General features: G+C 64.7%; 14 protein-coding genes and 1 pseudogene. 11 read left to right on the top strand and 4 right to left on the bottom strand.

Going from position 1 to position 18,347, the window contains the following annotated elements:
- Positions 1-74: 74 nt before the first annotated feature.
- Positions 75-1,988 carry a sigma-54-dependent Fis family transcriptional regulator gene (locus ACMGF5_RS22170; RefSeq protein ID WP_414157221.1) on the bottom strand — a complete coding sequence of 638 codons (1,914 nt, stop codon included), beginning with the start codon at positions 1,986-1,988 and terminating at the stop codon, positions 75-77.
- Positions 1,989-2,081: 93 nt separating this feature from the next.
- A complete protein-coding gene (locus ACMGF5_RS22165; RefSeq protein WP_237858478.1) occupies positions 2,082-3,602 on the bottom strand; it encodes an apoptosis inducing factor family protein in 1,521 nt (506 codons plus the stop codon).
- 213 nt (positions 3,603-3,815) lie between these two features.
- On the opposite strand from ACMGF5_RS22165, the gene ACMGF5_RS22160 reads away from it, so the two are divergent.
- From ACMGF5_RS22160 to asnB, 9 genes are all read left to right on the top strand, one after another.
- Complete coding sequence (locus ACMGF5_RS22160) at positions 3,816-4,913, top strand: sugar diacid recognition domain-containing protein (RefSeq protein WP_404601588.1); 1,098 nt, start codon at positions 3,816-3,818, stop codon at positions 4,911-4,913.
- 112 nt (positions 4,914-5,025) lie between these two features.
- On the top strand, positions 5,026-6,165 hold the full coding sequence (locus tag ACMGF5_RS22155; protein ID WP_119687052.1) for a glycerate kinase: 1,140 nt from the start codon (positions 5,026-5,028) through the stop codon (positions 6,163-6,165).
- A gap of 297 nt (positions 6,166-6,462) precedes the next feature.
- On the top strand, positions 6,463-7,779 hold the full coding sequence (locus tag ACMGF5_RS22150) for a phenylacetate--CoA ligase family protein (RefSeq protein ID WP_414157220.1): 1,317 nt from the start codon (positions 6,463-6,465) through the stop codon (positions 7,777-7,779).
- Complete coding sequence (locus tag ACMGF5_RS22145) at positions 7,776-9,491, top strand: prenyltransferase/squalene oxidase repeat-containing protein (RefSeq protein ID WP_414157219.1); 1,716 nt, start codon at positions 7,776-7,778, stop codon at positions 9,489-9,491. The genes ACMGF5_RS22150 and ACMGF5_RS22145 overlap by 4 nt, the downstream gene beginning before the upstream one ends.
- 9 nt (positions 9,492-9,500) lie before the next feature.
- A complete protein-coding gene (locus ACMGF5_RS22140) occupies positions 9,501-9,908 on the top strand; it encodes a hypothetical protein (RefSeq protein ID WP_046786173.1) in 408 nt (135 codons plus the stop codon).
- Positions 9,905-10,189 carry an acyl carrier protein gene (locus ACMGF5_RS22135; RefSeq protein ID WP_039601236.1) on the top strand — a complete coding sequence of 95 codons (285 nt, stop codon included), beginning with the start codon at positions 9,905-9,907 and terminating at the stop codon, positions 10,187-10,189. The genes ACMGF5_RS22140 and ACMGF5_RS22135 overlap by 4 nt, the downstream gene beginning before the upstream one ends.
- Positions 10,186-11,172 (top strand): acyl-CoA synthetase, encoded by a 987-nt coding sequence (locus tag ACMGF5_RS22130; RefSeq protein WP_414157218.1) that lies wholly within the window; start codon positions 10,186-10,188, stop codon positions 11,170-11,172. Before ACMGF5_RS22135 ends, ACMGF5_RS22130 begins: the two co-directional genes overlap by 4 nt.
- Positions 11,169-12,554, top strand: coding sequence for an amidase family protein (locus ACMGF5_RS22125; RefSeq protein WP_414157217.1), 1,386 nt, complete (start codon positions 11,169-11,171; stop codon positions 12,552-12,554). The genes ACMGF5_RS22130 and ACMGF5_RS22125 overlap by 4 nt, the downstream gene beginning before the upstream one ends.
- Positions 12,555-12,564: 10 nt before the next feature.
- Complete coding sequence (asnB, locus tag ACMGF5_RS22120; protein WP_414157216.1) at positions 12,565-14,400, top strand: asparagine synthase (glutamine-hydrolyzing); 1,836 nt, start codon at positions 12,565-12,567, stop codon at positions 14,398-14,400.
- Here asnB and ACMGF5_RS22115 read toward each other — a convergent pair.
- Positions 14,389-15,360 (bottom strand): LysR family transcriptional regulator, encoded by a 972-nt coding sequence (locus ACMGF5_RS22115; protein ID WP_046786177.1) that lies wholly within the window; start codon positions 15,358-15,360, stop codon positions 14,389-14,391. The genes asnB and ACMGF5_RS22115 overlap by 12 nt on opposite strands.
- 269 nt (positions 15,361-15,629) lie before the next feature.
- Between ACMGF5_RS22115 and ACMGF5_RS22110 the strand changes: the two are divergent.
- Positions 15,630-16,250: pseudogene (locus tag ACMGF5_RS22110) on the top strand (SDR family NAD(P)-dependent oxidoreductase); the annotation flags it as partial.
- Positions 16,245-17,354 carry an SMP-30/gluconolactonase/LRE family protein gene (locus ACMGF5_RS22105; RefSeq protein ID WP_371316877.1) on the top strand — a complete coding sequence of 370 codons (1,110 nt, stop codon included), beginning with the start codon at positions 16,245-16,247 and terminating at the stop codon, positions 17,352-17,354. The pseudogene ACMGF5_RS22110 and the gene ACMGF5_RS22105, both read left to right, overlap by 6 nt.
- On the opposite strand, the gene ACMGF5_RS22100 is transcribed toward ACMGF5_RS22105, so the two are convergent.
- The gene (locus ACMGF5_RS22100) at positions 17,344-18,294 is read right to left on the bottom strand and encodes a site-specific integrase (protein ID WP_414157215.1); all 951 of its coding nucleotides are present in this window, start codon (positions 18,292-18,294) and stop codon (positions 17,344-17,346) included. The two genes, ACMGF5_RS22105 and ACMGF5_RS22100, sit on opposite strands and share 11 nt — an antisense overlap.
- Positions 18,295-18,347: the final 53 nt, after the last annotated feature.

Genomic DNA, 18,347 nt, shown 5'->3' with positions numbered 1-18,347 from the left:
GCGTCCCTGTCTTGCCGGCGATGCAGACGCTGGGGTGCATGGCACCGGCTTCGCCGGTGATAGGGGCGCACCGGTCACCCCAACAGGTTTGGCTGCACGATCGCGTATCGCTTCATCTTGCGGTACAGCGTCGAGCGCGAAATGCCCAACGCCTGCGCCGCTGCGCTCATGTTCCAGTGCTCACGCTTCAAGATCTTCAGCAAATGCCGCGCCTGAAGGTCTTCCACCTGTTGCTCGAGCGCTGCAGGCTGGGCAGGCGCTGCACCGTCCAGCAACTCCTGGGGCAAGTCGGCCAGTTCGATCACACCGCCCTCGGCCAGCGCTACCGCCTGGCGCAGGGCGTTGAGCAGTTGGCGCACATTCCCCGGCCACGCATGGCCCAGCAGGCAACGATGCGCCTCGGCGCTCAAACGCAACCCCGACCCGGCCGACAAGCCAGAGAGCAGCGCATCGATCAGCTCGCGGCGGTCGCTGCGCTCACGCAGGGCCGGTAACCTCATGCGCATCCCGCACAGGCGATAGTAAAGGTCTTCGCGAAAACGCTTTTCGCCAATCATGGCCTGCAGGTCCTGGTGCGTCGCCGATATCACCTGGATATCAAGCGCCACTGGCGTTTCTGCACCCAGTGGTACCAGTTCACGTTCGGCCAGCACCCGTAGCAGGCGCGTTTGCAGGTGTGCAGGCATATCACCGATTTCATCGAGAAACAGCGTGCCGCCATTGGCGTGCTCCAGCTTGCCCTTCATGCCTTTGCGGCTGGCACCCGTGAAACTGCCGGCGCGGTAGCCGAACAGTTCGCTTTCGATCAATGACTCGGGTATCGCTGCGCAATTGAGCGCCACGAACGGCTTGGCATGGCGCTGGCTGGCCTGGTGCAGGGCGCGGGCGAAAGCTTCCTTGCCGGTACCGGTTTCGCCGTCGAGGAGGATGGCGATGTCCTTGTCCAGCACCTTGCGCAGCCGACGCACGCTTTGTTGCAGTTGCGCGTCCTGGCCTGCCAATTGTTCGAGGCCGGGGTGGCGAGCCCGTGCGGGCATCGGCGGTACAGCCGGCAGCGGGCGATAGCCGGCGGGGACGCGCAGGCCGACGTCCAGCAAAAGCGCTTGAGCATGGGCGCGCAACTGGGTACCGCGGGCGCCGCCACGGGTGAGGTCGAGCAGTTGGTCGATATCGGCGTGCAGCAGTTGCTCGACAGGCGCCCCCAGCAACTTGCCGCTGTGCGCAAGGAAGGCCGCCCGATTGGCACCGATCACCCGGCCACCTTCATCCAGCGCAAGCAACTGCTCGGCCGCCAGGTCCGAGAACTCGTCACGCGGTTTCAGCGCCAGGGTCAGGCGGTCGCGAAAGCGCTCGCGGAAATGGCTGTTCTCGATCAGCCGTGCGTACAGGGTCACCAACTGCAAGGTCAGGTGCTGTGCTTGCTTGGGACCGTCGTTGTACAGGCAGGTGGCATTCAGGCAACCGAGCAGTTGATTGTGGGCATCGAAGATCGGCGACACCGAGCAGCTCAGGCGGGCGTTGGCTGCCAGGAAGTGCTCCTGACGGTGGATGGTCAGGGCCTGCCGGCTAGCCAGAGCGGTACCGATGCCGTTGGTGCCGGCCACCGACTCGTCCCAGCGCGCGCCAACGATCAGCCCGGAACGGGTATAGCGTTGCGGGTCGGCCGGCAAGCGGGAATCGAGGGTAATACCCTCGGCGTCACTGAGCAGCACGGCGAAGCCTGCATCCACTACGCGCCGCGCCAGGCCGCTGACACCCTGGCTGGCGATGGCCAGGTAGGCCTCATGCTGGGCCTGGTGCTGGCGGATTTCGGCGGCGCTGAGGATATTGTCGACGTGGCGCAGTTCAGGGTCCAGGTGATGCTGGTTGATGCTGCGGTACCAGGATTCGGCGATCACAGGCTCGGGCATCAGGCCACGTTCGGCGAAATGGCAATCGACGAACGCGGCCAGCTCACTGGCATGGGGTGAGGCGGTGTGCGCGGCCATGGGCGCTCCACGAAATTCTTGTTATTTGAGGTGGGGAAAACCATAGCTGATTTTTGCATGATCGGCAGCCGGCCTGGTGCGGGGCGAATGCGTTCAGCCGATCAGCTCAAGCGCCTGAGCCAGGCTCAGTGACCGCTTCATACGCTGCGACAACTGCGCCATGGCATCCGAATAGCCTTTGGCGATCACAGCCTCCACCCGCTCACCTGCACATTGCAAGGCAATGAAATCGCCTTGCTCCGGCGCCCCGACAAACTCGATGCGGTCCCAGCCGCGCGCATGCCCCAGTACTTCATAGGTACGCCCATGCTGATAAGTCCAGAAGAACGGCACGTCTTCATACCGGCGTTGCTCGCCCAGCATGTTGGCGGCAGCTATGACACCGTGTTGCTGGGCCAGGCGCCAGTGCTCGATGCGCACCGGGCGGCCGGTGAGGGGGAAGGTCGCGATATCACCGGCCGCCCACAGCCGGTCGGCGGCCTGCAGCTCGGCGTCGACCGCTATGGAGTGGTCCTCGGCCAATTGCACGCCCTGCACGAAGGCAGTGGCCGGCGTGACGCCGGTGCCGAGCAAGACCAGTGATGTTTCGATCTTATCGCCATTGCTCAGCAGCACGGCTTCGACGTGTTGCGCACCGATGAACCGCTCGACGTCGGTCGGGCCATGGAACATCACGCCCTCGCGCTCATGCAGCGCACGAATCGAGCGGCCAATGCGTTCACCCAACTGCATGCGTAACGGAACCTCGTGGCGGGTCACCACGTGGACCTGTGCGCCGTACGTGTGCAATGCCGATGCGGCCTCCAGGCCGATGAACCCGTCACCGACGATCACCACGGGCTGGCCGGGTTCGGCGGCATCGAGCAGGCGCGCCGCATCTTCGCGCGAGCGCAGCGTCACGATGCCTGCCAGGCTTGCACCGGGCAGGTCAGGGCGTTGCGGCTTGCCGCCAGTGGCCAATAAGGCTGCGTCATAATCGATACGCTGGCCGTCGGCGAGGGTGATCTGGCGCTTTTTGGCATCCAGCAGGCGCACCTTGCCCGAGCGCCGTTCCAGTTGGCCTGTGCGCAACTGGTCAGCGTCAAGCAGCGCTGGCACTTCGTCAGGCGGCATTTCGCCGGCAATCACGAATTTGCTCAGTGCAGTACGGTCATACGCCGGTTGCCGCTCCTGGTCGAGCCACACCAGGCGACCGCCGAACCCATGGGCCAGCAGCGTGGCAACCGCCGCCGAGCCTGCGGCACCGGCGCCGATGACGACGAAGCAGCGCGCATCGCTGTGACGCGGTGGCTCGGGGTGCGGCAGAGGCTGGTCATCGACCCAGATTTCGCCATCCTTGACCCATGCGCGGTAACGGCGCAGGTCTGCCAGGGCCGGCGGCTCGCAAACCACGCCTTCGTCAACGGCGAAAGCGGCCTTGTGCCAGGGGCAGACCAGCAGGCCGTTGCATACCACGCCCTCTTCCAGCGGCGCTCCGGCGTGCGGGCAATTGGCCTGATAGGCGCGGACCTGCCCGGCGCTGCGAATCAGGATCACTTCTTCGCTGCCGGCTTGTACGCGAAGGGGGCGCTTGGGGTCGAGTTGCTCGAGGCGAGCCACGGCGTGCTGAGTCATGAATATTCTCCAAAGGGGGCCTTGGAACCATTTGACGCCTGGGATGACAGGGTGATGCAGTGATCTGACGGCCGGAAGGAGCGCCATGCTTCATGAGGGGCGTGTTCGGCCTTGGTCAGCGATAGAGCCGTGTGCCATGATCGGGCTTCTTGCGCCAAGGTCGCCTGTGTCGCGCCTGCTCGCGACCAACCCAATACCCTCAAGGACCACCGAATGTTCGAACTGGACCATGACTTGGCGCAGGATATTGTCGATCGGGCAATGGCCATTCTGCCGTGCAATGTCAATGTCATGGACAGCCAGGGGCTGATCCTGGGCAGTGGTGAGCCAGGGCGCATCAACACCCGCCACGAAGGTGCGCAGCTGGTATTGGCCAATGGCCGGATCGTCGAGCTGGATGCAGACGCCGCCAAGTGCCTCAAAGGCGTGCAGCCGGGGGTCAACCTGCCGCTGATGCTCGATGGGCGGCTGATCGGCGTGCTGGGGCTGACGGGTGACCCACAGCAACTGCGCACCTACGGCGAACTGGTGCGCATGACCGCTGAAATGCTGCTGGCCCAGCGCCATTTGCAGGTTGAACAGCAATGGCGGCGCCAGCGTTGTGATGACCTGCTGGCGTTGCTGCTCGGTGGTACGGGCGACTCGCCGCGGCTGCTGGACGAAGCGCAGCAACTGGGCCTGAAGCCGCAGTTGCCACGGGTGCCGTGTTTGTTCGAACTGCGTGCCGGCCCGGCGGCCGAGGCCTTGGCTGGCTGGTTGATGAGCCGTTACCCGGACAGTTGGTGCGTGAGCCCGGCACGCGATTCCTTGCTGTGGTGCCGCCCGGCCGGGGTGGCGCTGGATGAGGTGCGCCTGCTCGAGCGCGTGCAGCGCAGCGGCTGGCAGATCCAGCGCATGGCGCTGGGTAGCCCGGCGCAGAGCCTTGAGCAGTTGCGCCGCGGTTACCGGCGGGTTCGTGACCTGCTCGCCTATGGCCGCGAAGTGTTGCCAGGCGAGCAGCTGTTGAGCCTTGCGCGTTACCGTCTGCCGGCGTTGTTGTGGCGCCACCGCAATGAAGATGCGCTGGATGAGCTGCTTGAGCCGCTGCACCGCGTGCGTGCCAAGGATGCCAGCGGGCAGTTGCTCGCCACCCTGCGTGCCTGGTGCGCGCATGATGGCCAGAGCCAGGCCTGCGCCGATGCCCTGGGGATTCACCGCAACAGCCTGCGCTACCGCCTGGAGCGCATTGCCGAGCTGGGCGAGGTCGACCCGTTGCGCCTGGAGGGCATGTTGAGCCTGTATCTGGGGTTGCAGCTGTTACCAGCGGATTGACCTGGGCAAAAAGGCATTTGCCCAAACAACCTGTCGGCCGGTTTGTGCATCCGACCGAGGCCCCGACGCCGGCCAACTGTCAGCATGCGGCCATCTGGACAGGAGAATCCCCATGAAAATCGTCATTGCCCCCGATTCGTTCAAGGACAGCCTTGATGCTGCCGGTGTCGCCCGTGCCATCGCCGCCGGTCTGGCCGAGGCGCTGCCGACCGCTGAGCTGCTCGAGTGCCCCATGGCCGATGGTGGCGAAGGCACCATGCAGGCGATTGTCGCTGCCAGCCACGGCGAACTGCGCCGGCAGACCGTTCGCGGGCCGCTGGGCCAGCGGGTGCGGGCCGGTTGGGGCTGGCTGGCCGACAGCCGCACAGCGATCATCGAGATGGCCCAGGCCAGTGGTATCCAACTGGTGCCAAGTGCGCAGCGTGATGCCTGCCGCAGCAGCACCTGGGGCACCGGCGAACTGATCGACGCCGCGCTCAGCGCAGGGGCACAGCGCATCGTCCTGGCAATCGGCGGCAGTGCTACCAACGATGGCGGCAGCGGCATGCTGCGTGCCCTTGGGCTGCGTTTGCTGGCCGCCGATGGCCAGCCACTGGAAGAGGGCGGCCTGGCCCTGGCCGGGCTGGCACGTATCGATGCCAGCGGCCTGGACCCGCGCCTGGCGCAGGTTCAGGTCGAAGTGGCGGCCGACGTCGACAATCCCCTGTGTGGGCCCAATGGTGCTTCGGCGATCTTCGGGCCACAAAAGGGTGCCAGCCCCGAGCAGGTCCAGGCCCTGGACAAAGCGCTGGGCCACTTTGCCGACCATTGTGCGCAGGTGCTGGGCCAAGATGTTCGGGAACAGCCAGGGTGTGGTGCGGCCGGCGGCATGGGGTTCGCGGCCAAAGCCTTCATGGGGGCGCAGTTCCGCCCGGGCGTGGAAGTGGTGGCGGAGTTGGCCGGCCTCGATGCGTTGGTGAAAGGTGCCGACCTTGTGATTACCGGTGAGGGCCGCTTCGATGCCCAGACCCTGCGGGGCAAGACGCCGATGGGTGTGGCGCGTGTCGCCAAGCGCCATGGGGTGCCGGTGGTGGTGCTGGCGGGCACCTTGGGTGAAGGCTATCAGCAGCTGTATGCGCACGGTATCGATGCGGCATTCGCCCTGGCCAGCGGGCCGATGACCCTGGAGCAGGCCTGCGCCGATGCCGCGCACTTGTTGCGGGCCCGGGCCAGTGATGTTGCGCGGGTATGGCGTTGCGCCCACGGGCGCTGAAGCGTCTGCGGCAAACCCATGGCGATGCGCCGCGTGTGCGGCGCTCGATCTCAAGGTTGCTGAAAACAGCCCGTGGCATGCCCCGGAAATACCCAAAACATCTTTGTCTGATATCCCACCGGATCCACGGCGCGAGGAATGAATAGCGCTCGGAAAAATCGCACTTGCTGATCAGGTTTTACCCGCTGAAGTTGCTGAATAATACCTCGTGACTATCACCGGCGGTTTCAAATAAGTATTTTACTTGAGCCGGACGCTCGCCAATTCTCTGCGCTGTTTATTCGAGAGGGCGAGTCGATGTTAGTTCACAGCGACCAGGATTACGGCGTGCTGAAGGCCGCGGAACGCGAGCTTCAGCTGCAGGCGGGGCATGTCCCCGACGCCGCATTTTATGAACGCAAGTTGCAAGCAATTTGGACGCGAGCACAACACAGCGCCCATTACGCAAACATAGGTCCTTACAGTTTCCCGGCCTTCCAGCAGTTGCCTGTAACCGCCAAGGCATTGCTCAAAGGCCAGCCGCTCGAGTTCTGCACGGTGGAACTGGGCGAGGCGGCCAAGTATTACGCCACCACCGGCACGACTGGCGAGCCGACCCCGACCCCGCGTTTGAAAGAAGACATCATCTGGAATGCCGTCAGTGTCGCCAGCTATTGGCGGGCAGTGCTGCGCCCGGGTTCGCGGGTGGCCAACCTGATGCCATCGGACATCGTGCCGGTAGGTGACCTGATCGCCAATGTCTGCGAGTACCTGGACGTTTCCCACGTGCGCCTCTATCCCTTCACCACCGGTATTACCGACTGGGAGCGGGTGTGCAACACCTTCGACACGTATCGGCCTACGGTCCTGTTCATTGCCCCCGGTGTGCTGGTGCAACTGACCCGCTACCTGAAACAGCGCGAATTGCTGCACGCCTTCGCCAAGTCGGTGCGCTCGATCATGCTGCTTGGCGAGGTCAACACCCAGCCGTTGCGCGAACGCCTGGCGCGCTGGTGGCAATGCGATGTTTTCGATGCCAGCTACGGCAGTACCGAAACCGGCACGCTGGCCGCAGTGGGCCAAGACCTGCAGATGCGCCTGGCCACTGCCACCAACTATTTCGAACTGCTGTTACCCGACGGCAAGCTGGTCACCCCGGCCGAGGGCCTCACGGGCCGCCTCGTCGTTACACCGCTCAACCTGTATGCACGCCCGCTGTTGCGTCTGGACACCGGTGACAGCGTGACCATCACCTCGCCTTGGCAGCCAGGCCAGGTCAGCCCGGCCTTGCTGATAAACGGGCGTGACAGCGATAGCGTCCGCGTGGCTGGCGTAGGCCTTGAGATCCGCGCGGTCGAGGAGGTGGTCTACGGCAGTTGCGATGCCACAGGTTATGTCATCGAAGTGGACCGCCAGGCTGACAGCGCCGCGCTTATCCTCGAGCGAGACGTCGTCTGGGACAGCAGCCAGGAAGCGCGCCTGCAAGCGCAGTTGCTGGAGCGCTGCGAGCAGCACATGGGGCTGCGCTGGAGCCGCGTACTGTTCGTCAACAACCTGTCGGCGCTGAACAAGAGTGGCGGGTCGCAAAAGAGCTGGAAGAAGACCAACCTGCGCTTTGTCGGTGGCCAGCAATGACGCCGCCACGATTCCCTCTGGGGCAGGGCCTGGGCAACGGCCAACCGGACTTGTGGTGCACCTATGCGGCCATACGCAGCCTGGCCTGGGTTGGGCGCCTTGAGCAGGTTGATGTACCGGTATTACAGGCCTACATCCTGTCTCGGCGCAACCGCGATGGCGGGTTTGCCTGGAGCAAGGGGATGCCCTCCGATGCCTGGGCCACTTTCTATTGCACCGAAACCCTGCACGACCTCGGCGTTGCCGTTGAACAGTGCGACGAAACAGCGGCCTGGATCGCTACGCTGTTCGATGGCGACGCTTATGCCATGTGCCCGGGCCAGACGGCGGACGTGTGGGCCAGCCACTATGCGCTGCGCACCTTGATCGAAGTGTGCCAGGGCCAGGTGCGGGACACCGGGCCGTTGTATGCCTGGCTCGAGGGGTTGCAGTGTGCCAATGGTGGCCTGAGCTGGTCGGCTGATTTCGCCCGACGCAACCTGGCCGACACCCGTGCCTGCTTCTATGGCGTGATGGCTGCGCGAGCGCTGGCTCGCCAGGGCTTGCCGGCGCCGCAGTGGAACCTGCCACGCCTGATCGGCTGGCTACAGGCACAGCAGATGGATTGCGGTGGTTTCCGCTTCAGCGAAGCGGCGGCTGTGCCGTGCCTGTGGGCGACCTATCGCGCCACGGCCAGCCTTGCTGCATTGCAGGCGCAACCGCAGGGCCGTCAGCGCTGCGCTGAATGGATCGATGCCTTGCGCGGTCCGACCGGCGCCTTCGTGCGCTGGGCCGGTTATGACGGTGAGGACGTCTGGGCGGCGTTCTGCGCAGTGGGTTCGCTCAAGGCACTGGGAGAGCCGGTGGCGCATCTGGCCGACGGCGTGGCTGCGTTCATCACCACGTTATCGATGCCCCAAGGCGGCTATTCCTATCGCCGGGCAGATACCGCCGCCGACGTGCTGACTACTGCGGCCGCGGTGCTGGGCGAATGCCTGGCGCCGCAGCAGCGCGGTGCGGCCCTGCGCTGGATCGAAGGCTGCCAAATGCCCAACGAGCCAGGGATCATGTACATGCCCGGCCGTGGTGCCGAGGTGCGTTGCACCAATTGGGGCCTTGCAGCGGGCGCCTTCGCTGGCCAGCCAGGGCCCCGCCAGGCGATCGGCCGCTGGCTGGCCTCGCTGCAGAACCCTGACGGCGGCTTCGGTTTCTGGGAGGGGCGCGGCTCGGACATGGTGTCCACCGCATCGGCCGTGTCGATCTTGCGGCAATTGGGCGATGACAGCGGCGTAGACCTCGCGGCCATCGAACGCTACGTCCTCAGCTGCCGGCAAGCCCATGGCTACGCATCGTTCCCCCGTGGCGAAGTGTCACTGCGCGCCGGTTTGCAGGCACTGGCCTGCCTGGCCCATATCGGCAACGACGTCACTGACGCTGCCGCCCGGTTACTGGCTGCGCACAAAGTGCGCCAGGGCGGCTTCGCCAACCAGGGGCAGCGCATTCCCGACCTGCTCAGCACCTACCAGGCCGTGGCACTGGCTGCCGACCTGGGCCTGCCGGTGGACCTTGCCCACCTGCGCTTTTTCCTCGACAAGGTGCGCGGCGCTGCCGGCCATGCCTGGTCGCCTTTGTTTCTGCAAGGGGTCGATGCGCTGTCCACCTGCCTGGGCCGCCTGCTTGACGCCTTTGCCCAAGGCCAGCGCCAGCAACTGCCCAGCTTGCAGCTGTCGTAAGGAGCCGCCATGCCCACCCTCACTGTTTGCTGTGCACCGCTGCAAGCGCTGGAGCGCAAGCGCCTGGCGCTGGCCTTTACCCGCCAGCTCAAGCAACTGGGCGCAGACACCGCCCATTGCATGGTGTTCTTCAACCCGTTACCTGAGGCCAGTGTGTTCAGCGCCGGCATGCCGATGCCCGTTGCCGACCGCGACGGTGCACCGGCGCAGTTCCATGTGCGCATCACCCTGTCACAGGCCCGCGACCGGCAGGCTCACCAGGCGCTGGCTGAAGGCCTGCACGGCTGCCTGCGCACGCATTACCCGAATGCCTTCATCTACCTGCACTTCGACCCGATCCTGCCCGAGCACGTGTTCTTCAGTGCCGGAGCGGAATTGACCAACGCTGCCCATCAACAAGGAAAGACCGGCTCGTGAACGACCTCAGCATTGAACAGCGTATCCGCCACACCCTCGGCCAGCTGCTTGGCGAGCACGTCGACGCCATCGATAAACGCGACAGTTTTCGTGACTTTCTCGGCGAACGCTTCGACAGCCTCATGGCTGTGGAAGTGATCACCGCCATCGAAGGCTGCTTCGCCATCGAAGTGGACTACCTCAGCGATGATGTGCGCTTCTGGTTCGAAACCCTGGAAAAGATGGAGCAATTCGTCGGGCAAAAACTGGAAGACCAACTGACCCTGCAGGCCACCGAGTGAGCGCCGAGCATCTGTTTACCACCTCCGGCTCAACCGGTGCGCCCCGGCAATGGCTGCGCAGCCAGGTGCAGATGGAGCGCGAGGCAACGCTGATTCTCGGCCGTTGGGCGCCCGATGCACGGGAGATATTCTCGTTTGCGCCAGTCAGCCACAGCTACGGCATGATCCTTGGCCAGGTCGGTGCGCGGGTTTTGAACGCGCAGCTGCACCCTTGTTCGCTGGAGCAGCAGCGCCTGCCAGCGCTCGATGGCGACGGGCCGTGCGTGATTCTCGCCATTGCCAGTACCTGGCGCGTGCTGCCGGCGCTGCTGGCCCGGCTGAGCGCCCAGCGTGCGGTACTGGTGGTGCACAGCGCCTCGTTGCTGCCGCCGGGGGCTCTGGCCACGGTGCAGCGCCATGCCGGGCCACAGGTGCGTTTCGTCGAACTGCTCGGTTCCACCGAAACCGGCGCCATGGCTTACCGCGAGCTGGATGCGCACAGTGATGCAGAGCAGCCCTGGACGCTGCTGAGCGATGTGACACTGCTCAGCCCCCCGGGCCAGCCCTGTGCGCTGAACGTGGCCAGCCCGCGCATCGCCCGCCAGCCGTGCCAGGCACACGCCGCAACCACGCATTGCTGCGATGACCAGGTACTGGCGCTGGACGCACGGCGCTTCCAGTGGCTGGGCAGGGCCAGCAGCCTGATCAAGGTCAATGGGCTGCGCGTCGACCTGGCCCGTCTGGCCAGTGACCTTGCTCAGCGCCTGGATTGCCCGGCGCTGGCCTGCGTTGCTGTGGCCGATGCGCTGCGCGTCGAAGCGTTCGAGGTGTTGTACAGCTGCGACACCCTCACCGAACACGCGGTGCTGGAGGCATTGCGCCAACTATCGCCGGGCCATCCATGGCCGGTTGCGGTACGCCGTGTCACCGAGCTGCCTTTGTCCGCCACCGGCAAGCCTCTGCCGTGGGCGGCTTCCACTTCTGTCAAGGAATACACCCCATGAACCACGTTGACACCCAAGATGCCATCGCCCACTACCTCAGCAACTGCGGCGCCGACGCCACCCACGGCCGCGAGCAGCCCGAATACCTCGGTCTGAGCCTGCGCAAACGCCATGAAATACTGCAGCGCAACCCCGCCATGGCCGCAGACTGGGCAGCGCAGTACGCACAATGGTCCGTGCATGCCGACAGCCACTACCGCTGCCTGACCAGCACCCGTGAGGTCGAGGCACCGTGGTACCGCCTGGGGGTGAAGGACACTGTCGACGTGCAAGGCTTGCCGACCCGCCTGGGCTTGCGCAGCTACCGCCACTACCCCCAGCGCAGCGCCGAGGCGCTGACCTTCCTCGACCCGCGCATCGCCCTGACCTGCAAGGTCGCCACTACCGAGCTGAACATTGCCTTTGGCGCCGGGTGCCGTAACCCGCGCTTCCCGAGCATCGATCCGTCTGGTTCCAGTACCGGTTCGGCGGTGTCGGTGGCGGCAGGGCTCTGCGATATCTCGTTGGGCACCGATGTACTCGGCTCGGTGCGCTGGCCGGCCTCGCACTGCGGCATGGTCGGCCTGCGCATGACCCAGAAGGCCGAGAGCCTGGCCGGGGTGTTTCCGCTGTCACCGCGCATGGACGCACTGGGCTGGGTCGCCCGCAGCGCCGATGACCTCGACCTGCTGTTCCCGTTGCTGGGCCTGGAGCCACTGCTCGGCCAGCAACAGCCACTCAAAGAGCGCTATCGGGTCGCCATGCTGGAGCACGCGCTGGACCCGGCGCTGACCAGTGCGGCCATGCTCGACATGCTGGGCCAGGCACGCAGCGCACTGGCAGACCTGGGCATGGCGCCCGCTGAGGTTGCCATGCCGGACCTGTGGGCCTGCCGTGGCGACGCCTGGCAGCTGTGCGCACGGGATGCGTGGCTGGCCTCGGCTGCCTGGGCCCGGCGCTTCGACTGCGAGCTGCATTGGTCGACACTCAGCGCCCTGAAAGTGGGTGAGGGCGTTAGCGACGCTGACTACCGGCGCATCCACCAGCGCATGGACAAGATCCGTTCGGGTATCGACGCCTGGTTCGACAACGCCCAAGTGGATTTCGTGGTATTCCCCATGGACCCCAACCGGCCATTCGACCGGCGCAACCCGCAGCCAGGGGACTCGACCATCCCTTCGCCCGCAGACGACGGCTATGAGCAGAAGATCAGCTTCACCCCGCTGGCCAGTTTCAGCGGCCTGCCGGCCATTACCGTGCCGATTTGCCTGAGTGCCGACGGCAAGGCGCCACTGGCCGTGCAGATCATGGGCCGGCGTGACAGCGAGCGGCAGTTGCTGGATATCGCCAAGCGCCTGCAGGCCCTGACCGGTCTGCTTCCAACCCGTCGTCTTCAGGTGTAAGGAGCACAGCATGTGCGGAATCACAGGCTGGGTGGACTACACCCGCAACCTGACCCAAGCTGGCGAGGTTATCGGCGCCATGACCGATACGCTGGCACTGCGCGGGCCGGATGCCAGTGGCAGCTGGCAGCATCGCAATGCCCTGCTGGGCCACCGGCGGCTGGCGATCATCGACCTCAGCGGTGGCGTACAGCCGATGACCTACCGCTGCGCCAGTGGCGAGGAAGTCGCGCTGATCTACACCGGCGAGGTCTACAACCACGACGCTCTACGTGAGCGCCTGCGCAAGGCGGGCCACCAGTTCCATACCCGCAGCGACACCGAGGTGGTGCTGCACGCTTACCTGGAATGGGGTGAACAGTGCTGTGAGCACCTCAGCGGCATGTTCGCCTTCGCTGTGTTCGACGGACGCGACGGCCACTTCCTGCTGGTGCGTGACCGGCTGGGGGTCAAGCCGCTGTACTACGCCCACCACCAGCAGGGGCTGCTGTTCGGCTCGGAAATCAAGGCAATCCTGGCGCACCCGGAGTTCGCCAGTGCGCTGGATGTGGTCGGGCTGGTGGACGCGCTGAGCCTTTCTCGCGGCACGGCGCGCACGGCCTTGCGCGGGGTCAGCGAACTGCCGCCGGGGCATCGCTTGTCCTGGCGCCCAAACGGGCGCCCCAAACTCAGCCGCTACTGGCAGTTGCAGCGGCGCGAGCACCAAGATGACCTGCCCGGCACCGTGGCGCGCACCCGAGCGCTACTCGGCAAAGCGCTGGGCGAGCAGTTGCATGCCGATGTGCCGGTCTGTTCGCTGCTCTCCGGCGGGCTGGACTCGACCATCCTCACGGCCATGGCGCAACAGCGCCTGACGGCGGAGCAGGGGGGCAGGGTCAATTCGTTCTCGGTGGATTTCGTCGGCCAGGCCGAGCAGTTCCAGAGCGATACCTTCCGCCCAGAACGCGATCAGCCCTACGCGCTGGCAGCTGCCGAACACATTGGCAGCCACCACCAGACCATCCTCATCGACAACGGCGAACTGGTGGCCGACCCTGCGCGCAGCGCGGTGTACCGGGCCAACGATTCGGCGGCCACCTTCGGCGATGTGGACACCTCGTTGTACTTGCTGTTCAAGGCCATCGGCCGCCATTCAACAGTGGCCATTTCCGGCGAGGCAGCCGATGAAGTGTTTGGCGGCTACGCCTGGTTCCGCGACCCGCAGGCGCTGGCGGCGCAGCGTTTCCCGTGGCTTTCGCGCATGCAGTTGCTGCAGCCCGAGCTGATCAACCCGGACTTTAACAGGCTGTGCGACTTTGCCAGTTACCAGGACGGTTGCTATCACCAGGCGCTGGACAGCGTCGAGCACTTGCCGGGCGACAGCCCGCAAGAGCGGCGCATGCGTGAAATCTGCCACATGCACCTGCAGCGCTGGCTGCCGATTCTGCTCGACCGCAAGGACCGCCTGAGCATGGCCGCCAGCCTGGAAGTGCGCGTGCCGTTCACCGACCATGAGCTGGTCGAGTACGTGTACAACGTGCCGTGGTCGATCAAGGGCAAGGATGGTGTGGAAAAGTGGCTGCTCAAGCAGGCCTGCGCCGATATCCTGCCAGCGGCCGTACTGCAGCGACGCAAGAGCCCTTATCCGACTTCGGCGAACCTTGCCTATGAACGGTTCCTGCGTGAGCGGGCCCGGCACCTGGTGGAGCAGGCGGGCAGCCCGGTGTTCCAGGTGATCGACCGTGTGCGGCTGGGCGCTGAGCTGCGCCAGCCTGAAGGGTATTTCAATTCACAGCTGCGCCGTAACAACCTGGAGACCGCTCTGGCACTGGATGCCTGGCTGCGCGAATACCGCCTAGCGGTGTAGTTCGTGCTTGTCGCTGCCATCCAGAATCAACGGTTGCTGGATGGTATCGACAAACCGCCGTGGCGCCCCCAGGTCGAGCATGGATATGAAACTGCCCAGGGCTGGGGAGGCGTTCTGTATGTTCCAGTTCATGTACAGCCCCATGGTCGGCGTGGGCTGGTCCTTGATCGGCCGCAGAGGGCGAAACTGCACGCGCTCGCGCAGCGTCGAGTAGGCAATCGATTCAGGCACCAGGGCAACGCCGAAACCGCAGGCCACCAGCCCGATCAGGGTATGGATCTGCGCCGCTTCCTGCACCACCTTGGGGTAGAAGCCTGCCGATTCGCACAGCGCAATCAACTGGCTGTGGTAACCGCTGCCAAGCGCTTGCGGGGTGAAGACGAAGTCCTCTTCGGCAAAATCCCGCAGGTCGACCACAGGTTGGTGCACCTTGGCGTGGCTGGCGGGCAGCGCCATGACGATCTGCTCGTTGAGCAGCAATCTCGATTCGATGGTGTCTGGGGGCATCGGCAGCTTGCGCATGAAACCGATGTCCGCTTCACCGGCCATCAATGCCTTGGCCTGGGAGGCCGAAGGCATTTCGCGGATGGTCAGCCGCACGTTCGGGTAGATTTCGCGGAATTTCTTCAGGGTATTGAGCAGCGACTCGTAGTAAGCGATGGAAATGGCGGTGATGGTCAGCTTGCCGCAGATGCCCTCGGACACATTGCGGGCGTATTCGATGCCTTGTTCCAGCTCCTTGAGGGTACGGTAGGCGGTTTCCAGGAAGGCCATGCCTGCGGCAGTGAGCTTGACCCCGCGCTTGTTGCGCAGGAACAGGCTGAAGCCCAGCTTCTCTTCGAGTCGGTTGATCGCCTGGCTCAGGGGCGGCTGTGCCATGTGCAGGCGGATGGCTGCCTTGTGAAAGTGCAGCTCCTCGGCCACGGCAATGAACTGCCTGAGCAAACGTGTCTCGATCATTCTACGTTCCTTCATCGAGTCGAACGGGGGCCGGGAAAGCGTTCTCCGGCGGCCGACCCTGCAAGGCGGCCATGATAGTGCGTGGCATCGCGGCGACAAAGCCTCTGCTGTAAACGGCTCATCCGGGCTTGACATTGCCGGTCGGGGTGCATCGGAAGGTGGCGGGTCTCAGGTGATATCCAGCAGATATCAAAGTTGCATGCTTTTAATATTAAGTCATTGATTTTTTTATTGTTATCGTAAAAAAGGAGAATCGGAAGGGCTCTACAATGCCAAGCACAGACCCATTCAAAGATAAAGTCGCCATCGTCACCGGTGCCGCCCAGGGCCTGGGCCTGGATTACGCCATGGCGCTGGCCGCGCGGGGAGCGCGGGTAGTCATCAGCGACCTGGGCACTGACCGCTCGGGCGAAGGTCAGAACCCGGCGGCGGTCAGCGTCGCACTCGAAACCCTGCGGGGCCAGGGTTTCGATGTGGTCGCTCATGTCGGCCACCTGGAAAACGAAGAAGAATGCCGCGAACTGGTGGAGCTGGCCATCGCGCATTTCGGCGCGCTGGATATTCTCATCCACAACGCCGGTTGGGTCGATTACCAAGGCATCGAGACACAGGAACAGGCGTTTCTCGATCGCGCACTGGGCATCAGCGTGCACGCCCCGGTGTGGCTCGCCAAGCATGCCTGGAAGCACCTCAAGCAAGCCGAGGCACCACGCATAGTCCTCACCACCTCGGACCGCGCCATGTATCAACGCTATGCCCAGCCAGGCCTGGTCGCCTACTCGGCGGGCAAGATGGCCCAGGTGGGCATCATGAACGCCTTGAGCATGGAAGGGCAGGAACACGGCATCCTGGTCAATGCGGTCTCGCCGGTGGCCAAAACCCGGATGTGGGGCGTGACCCAGCCGCCGGAAGAGCTCAAGCCGCAATGGGTGACACCGGGCGTTCTGTACCTGGCCAGCCCGCTTTGCCGGGATACCGGGTACATCCTGCGTGCCAGCAATGGCCAGTTCACCGCCACGCGTTTCAGCGAGAACAGCGGGGTGAGCTACCCGCGTGACCTGGCGCGGGTAGAGGCTTCCAGCCTGGGCGAAGTGGCCGAACGCTGGAGCCTCATCAAGGAATGTCACTACGTGCCGACCAAGGTCGCCAACACCCGTGCCGACCTGGGTGAAAGCCCTGTGTGGGATGCGCGCACGGGCGCGTTGTATTTCGTCGATATCACCGGCGGGCGGATTCACCGGTTGCTCCCGGATGGCGAGGTCGAGAACCTCTATGAATCCGCTGCACGTATCGGTGCCTTGGCACTGACCGACCAGGGCAACCTGATCTTCACCGAAGATGCCAGCGTTGCCATTCTGGATATGTCGTCTTGCAAGGTGCGCCAGTACTCGGCGCCGGTGCATCACCGCCCGAGTTACCGCTTCAACGACGGTACCTGCGACCCGCAGGGGCGCTTCGTCACCGGGCTGATGGATGAGGGGCCAAGTGGCAAGACCGGTGCGCTGCTGCGTTTCGACGGCGAACTGCACGATGTGGTGATCCATGACGGCATGGCGCTGCCCAATGGCATTGCCTGGTCGGCCGATGGCCAGACCGTGTTCTTCGTCGACTCCGCTGCACGCTCGATCTACCGCGCCGAGTATCTGCCCGAAGGGCGCCTGGAGCAGGTCAGCCTGTTCGCCGAGACGCCTGCCGAACTGGGGCGCCCTGACGGTATCGCGCTGGATCGTGAAGGCGGGTTATGGGTGTGTCAGTTCAATGGCAGCTGCCTGCTGCGCTATGACCGCGACGGCCATTTGACCGAACAGGTGGTGATGCCGGTGCCGCGCCCGACCAGTTGCTGTTTCGGTGGCGATGGTATGAGTACGCTGTACATCACCACGGCACGGGTCGGCATGTCGCCGACTGAACTGCGCCACTACCCGGACGCTGGCGACCTGTATGCGATTCGCCCGGAAGTGGGCGGCATTCCCCGCTATGCGTTCAAGGAATGAGCACTTGCCCCTGGCTGGCCGGTAATACGGCCAGTTCGCCAAAACGCTGAGCCGAGTCGATATAGCGCAACGCCGATTTGGCATCCTTCCAGCCCACGTAACTCATCAGCGACTTCAACTCCCAGCCGTTGGCCGTGGCCCAGGTGGCAAAACCGCGGCGCAGGGAGTGGCCGGTGTACAGCGCCGACGGCACGCCGGCCCGTTCGAGCATGCGCCGCAACAGGCCGACCAGGCTGTTGCTGTTGAGCGCTGTGTCGCTCAGGTTGCCCCAGCGGTCGAGCTTGCGAAACACCGGGCCGTGGGCAATGCCCGCCACTTCGAGCCACTGCAGGTAGGCTGCGACCGGGCACAGCGCCTTGAGTGCCGGGGTGCGGTGCTGCACGCCGAGCGCTTCACGGTCACCTTTGCTGCGCGGCAGGAACAGGCTGATACCCACGCCGGCTTCGGCCTTGATGTGCTCCACGCGCAGGCGCGCCAGTTCGTCACCGCGAAACCCACGCCAGAAGCCCAGCAGCAACAGTGCAGTGTCACGCCGGGCGCGGCGCAGTGCTGGCAGGTCATGCTGCTCGCGGGCCAGCCTGGCCTCTTCTTCAAAACGCTCGACAGCCGTCTGCAGGTGCTGCAACAGCAGCGGTGCGGCCTGTTTCGGCGGCGTCGGGTGCAAGGTGCGGATACCGCGCAGTACCTGGCGTACCAGCGGTGCCTTGGTCGGGTCGGGAAAACCTTGGCTGATGTGCCATTGGCTGAGGGCCGCAAGGCGCTGGCGCAGGGTGCTGACCGCATGCTGCCCGGCGTGATCGGCCAGGTAGCGGGCAATGCTGTCGGCAGTGGCCGGGAGAAACCCGCCCCAGTGGGCTTCGAAATGCTCGATGGCAGCCTGATAACTGCGCCGGGTGTTGTCACGGGTGGCGGCGCGGACGTAGCGCTCGATGTCGGTCATGTGAGGGGGTGTCAGCGTGTGTTGCCGACACAATAAACCCTAATGACTGATCT

The sequence above is a fragment of the Pseudomonas sp. BNK-15 genome (genome assembly GCF_047456105.1).
Classification (GTDB): Bacteria; Pseudomonadota; Gammaproteobacteria; order Pseudomonadales; family Pseudomonadaceae; genus Aquipseudomonas; species Aquipseudomonas putida_E.
Note: the sequence above shows the minus strand (reverse complement) of the source record. Positions and strands in the feature narration are given on the sequence as shown.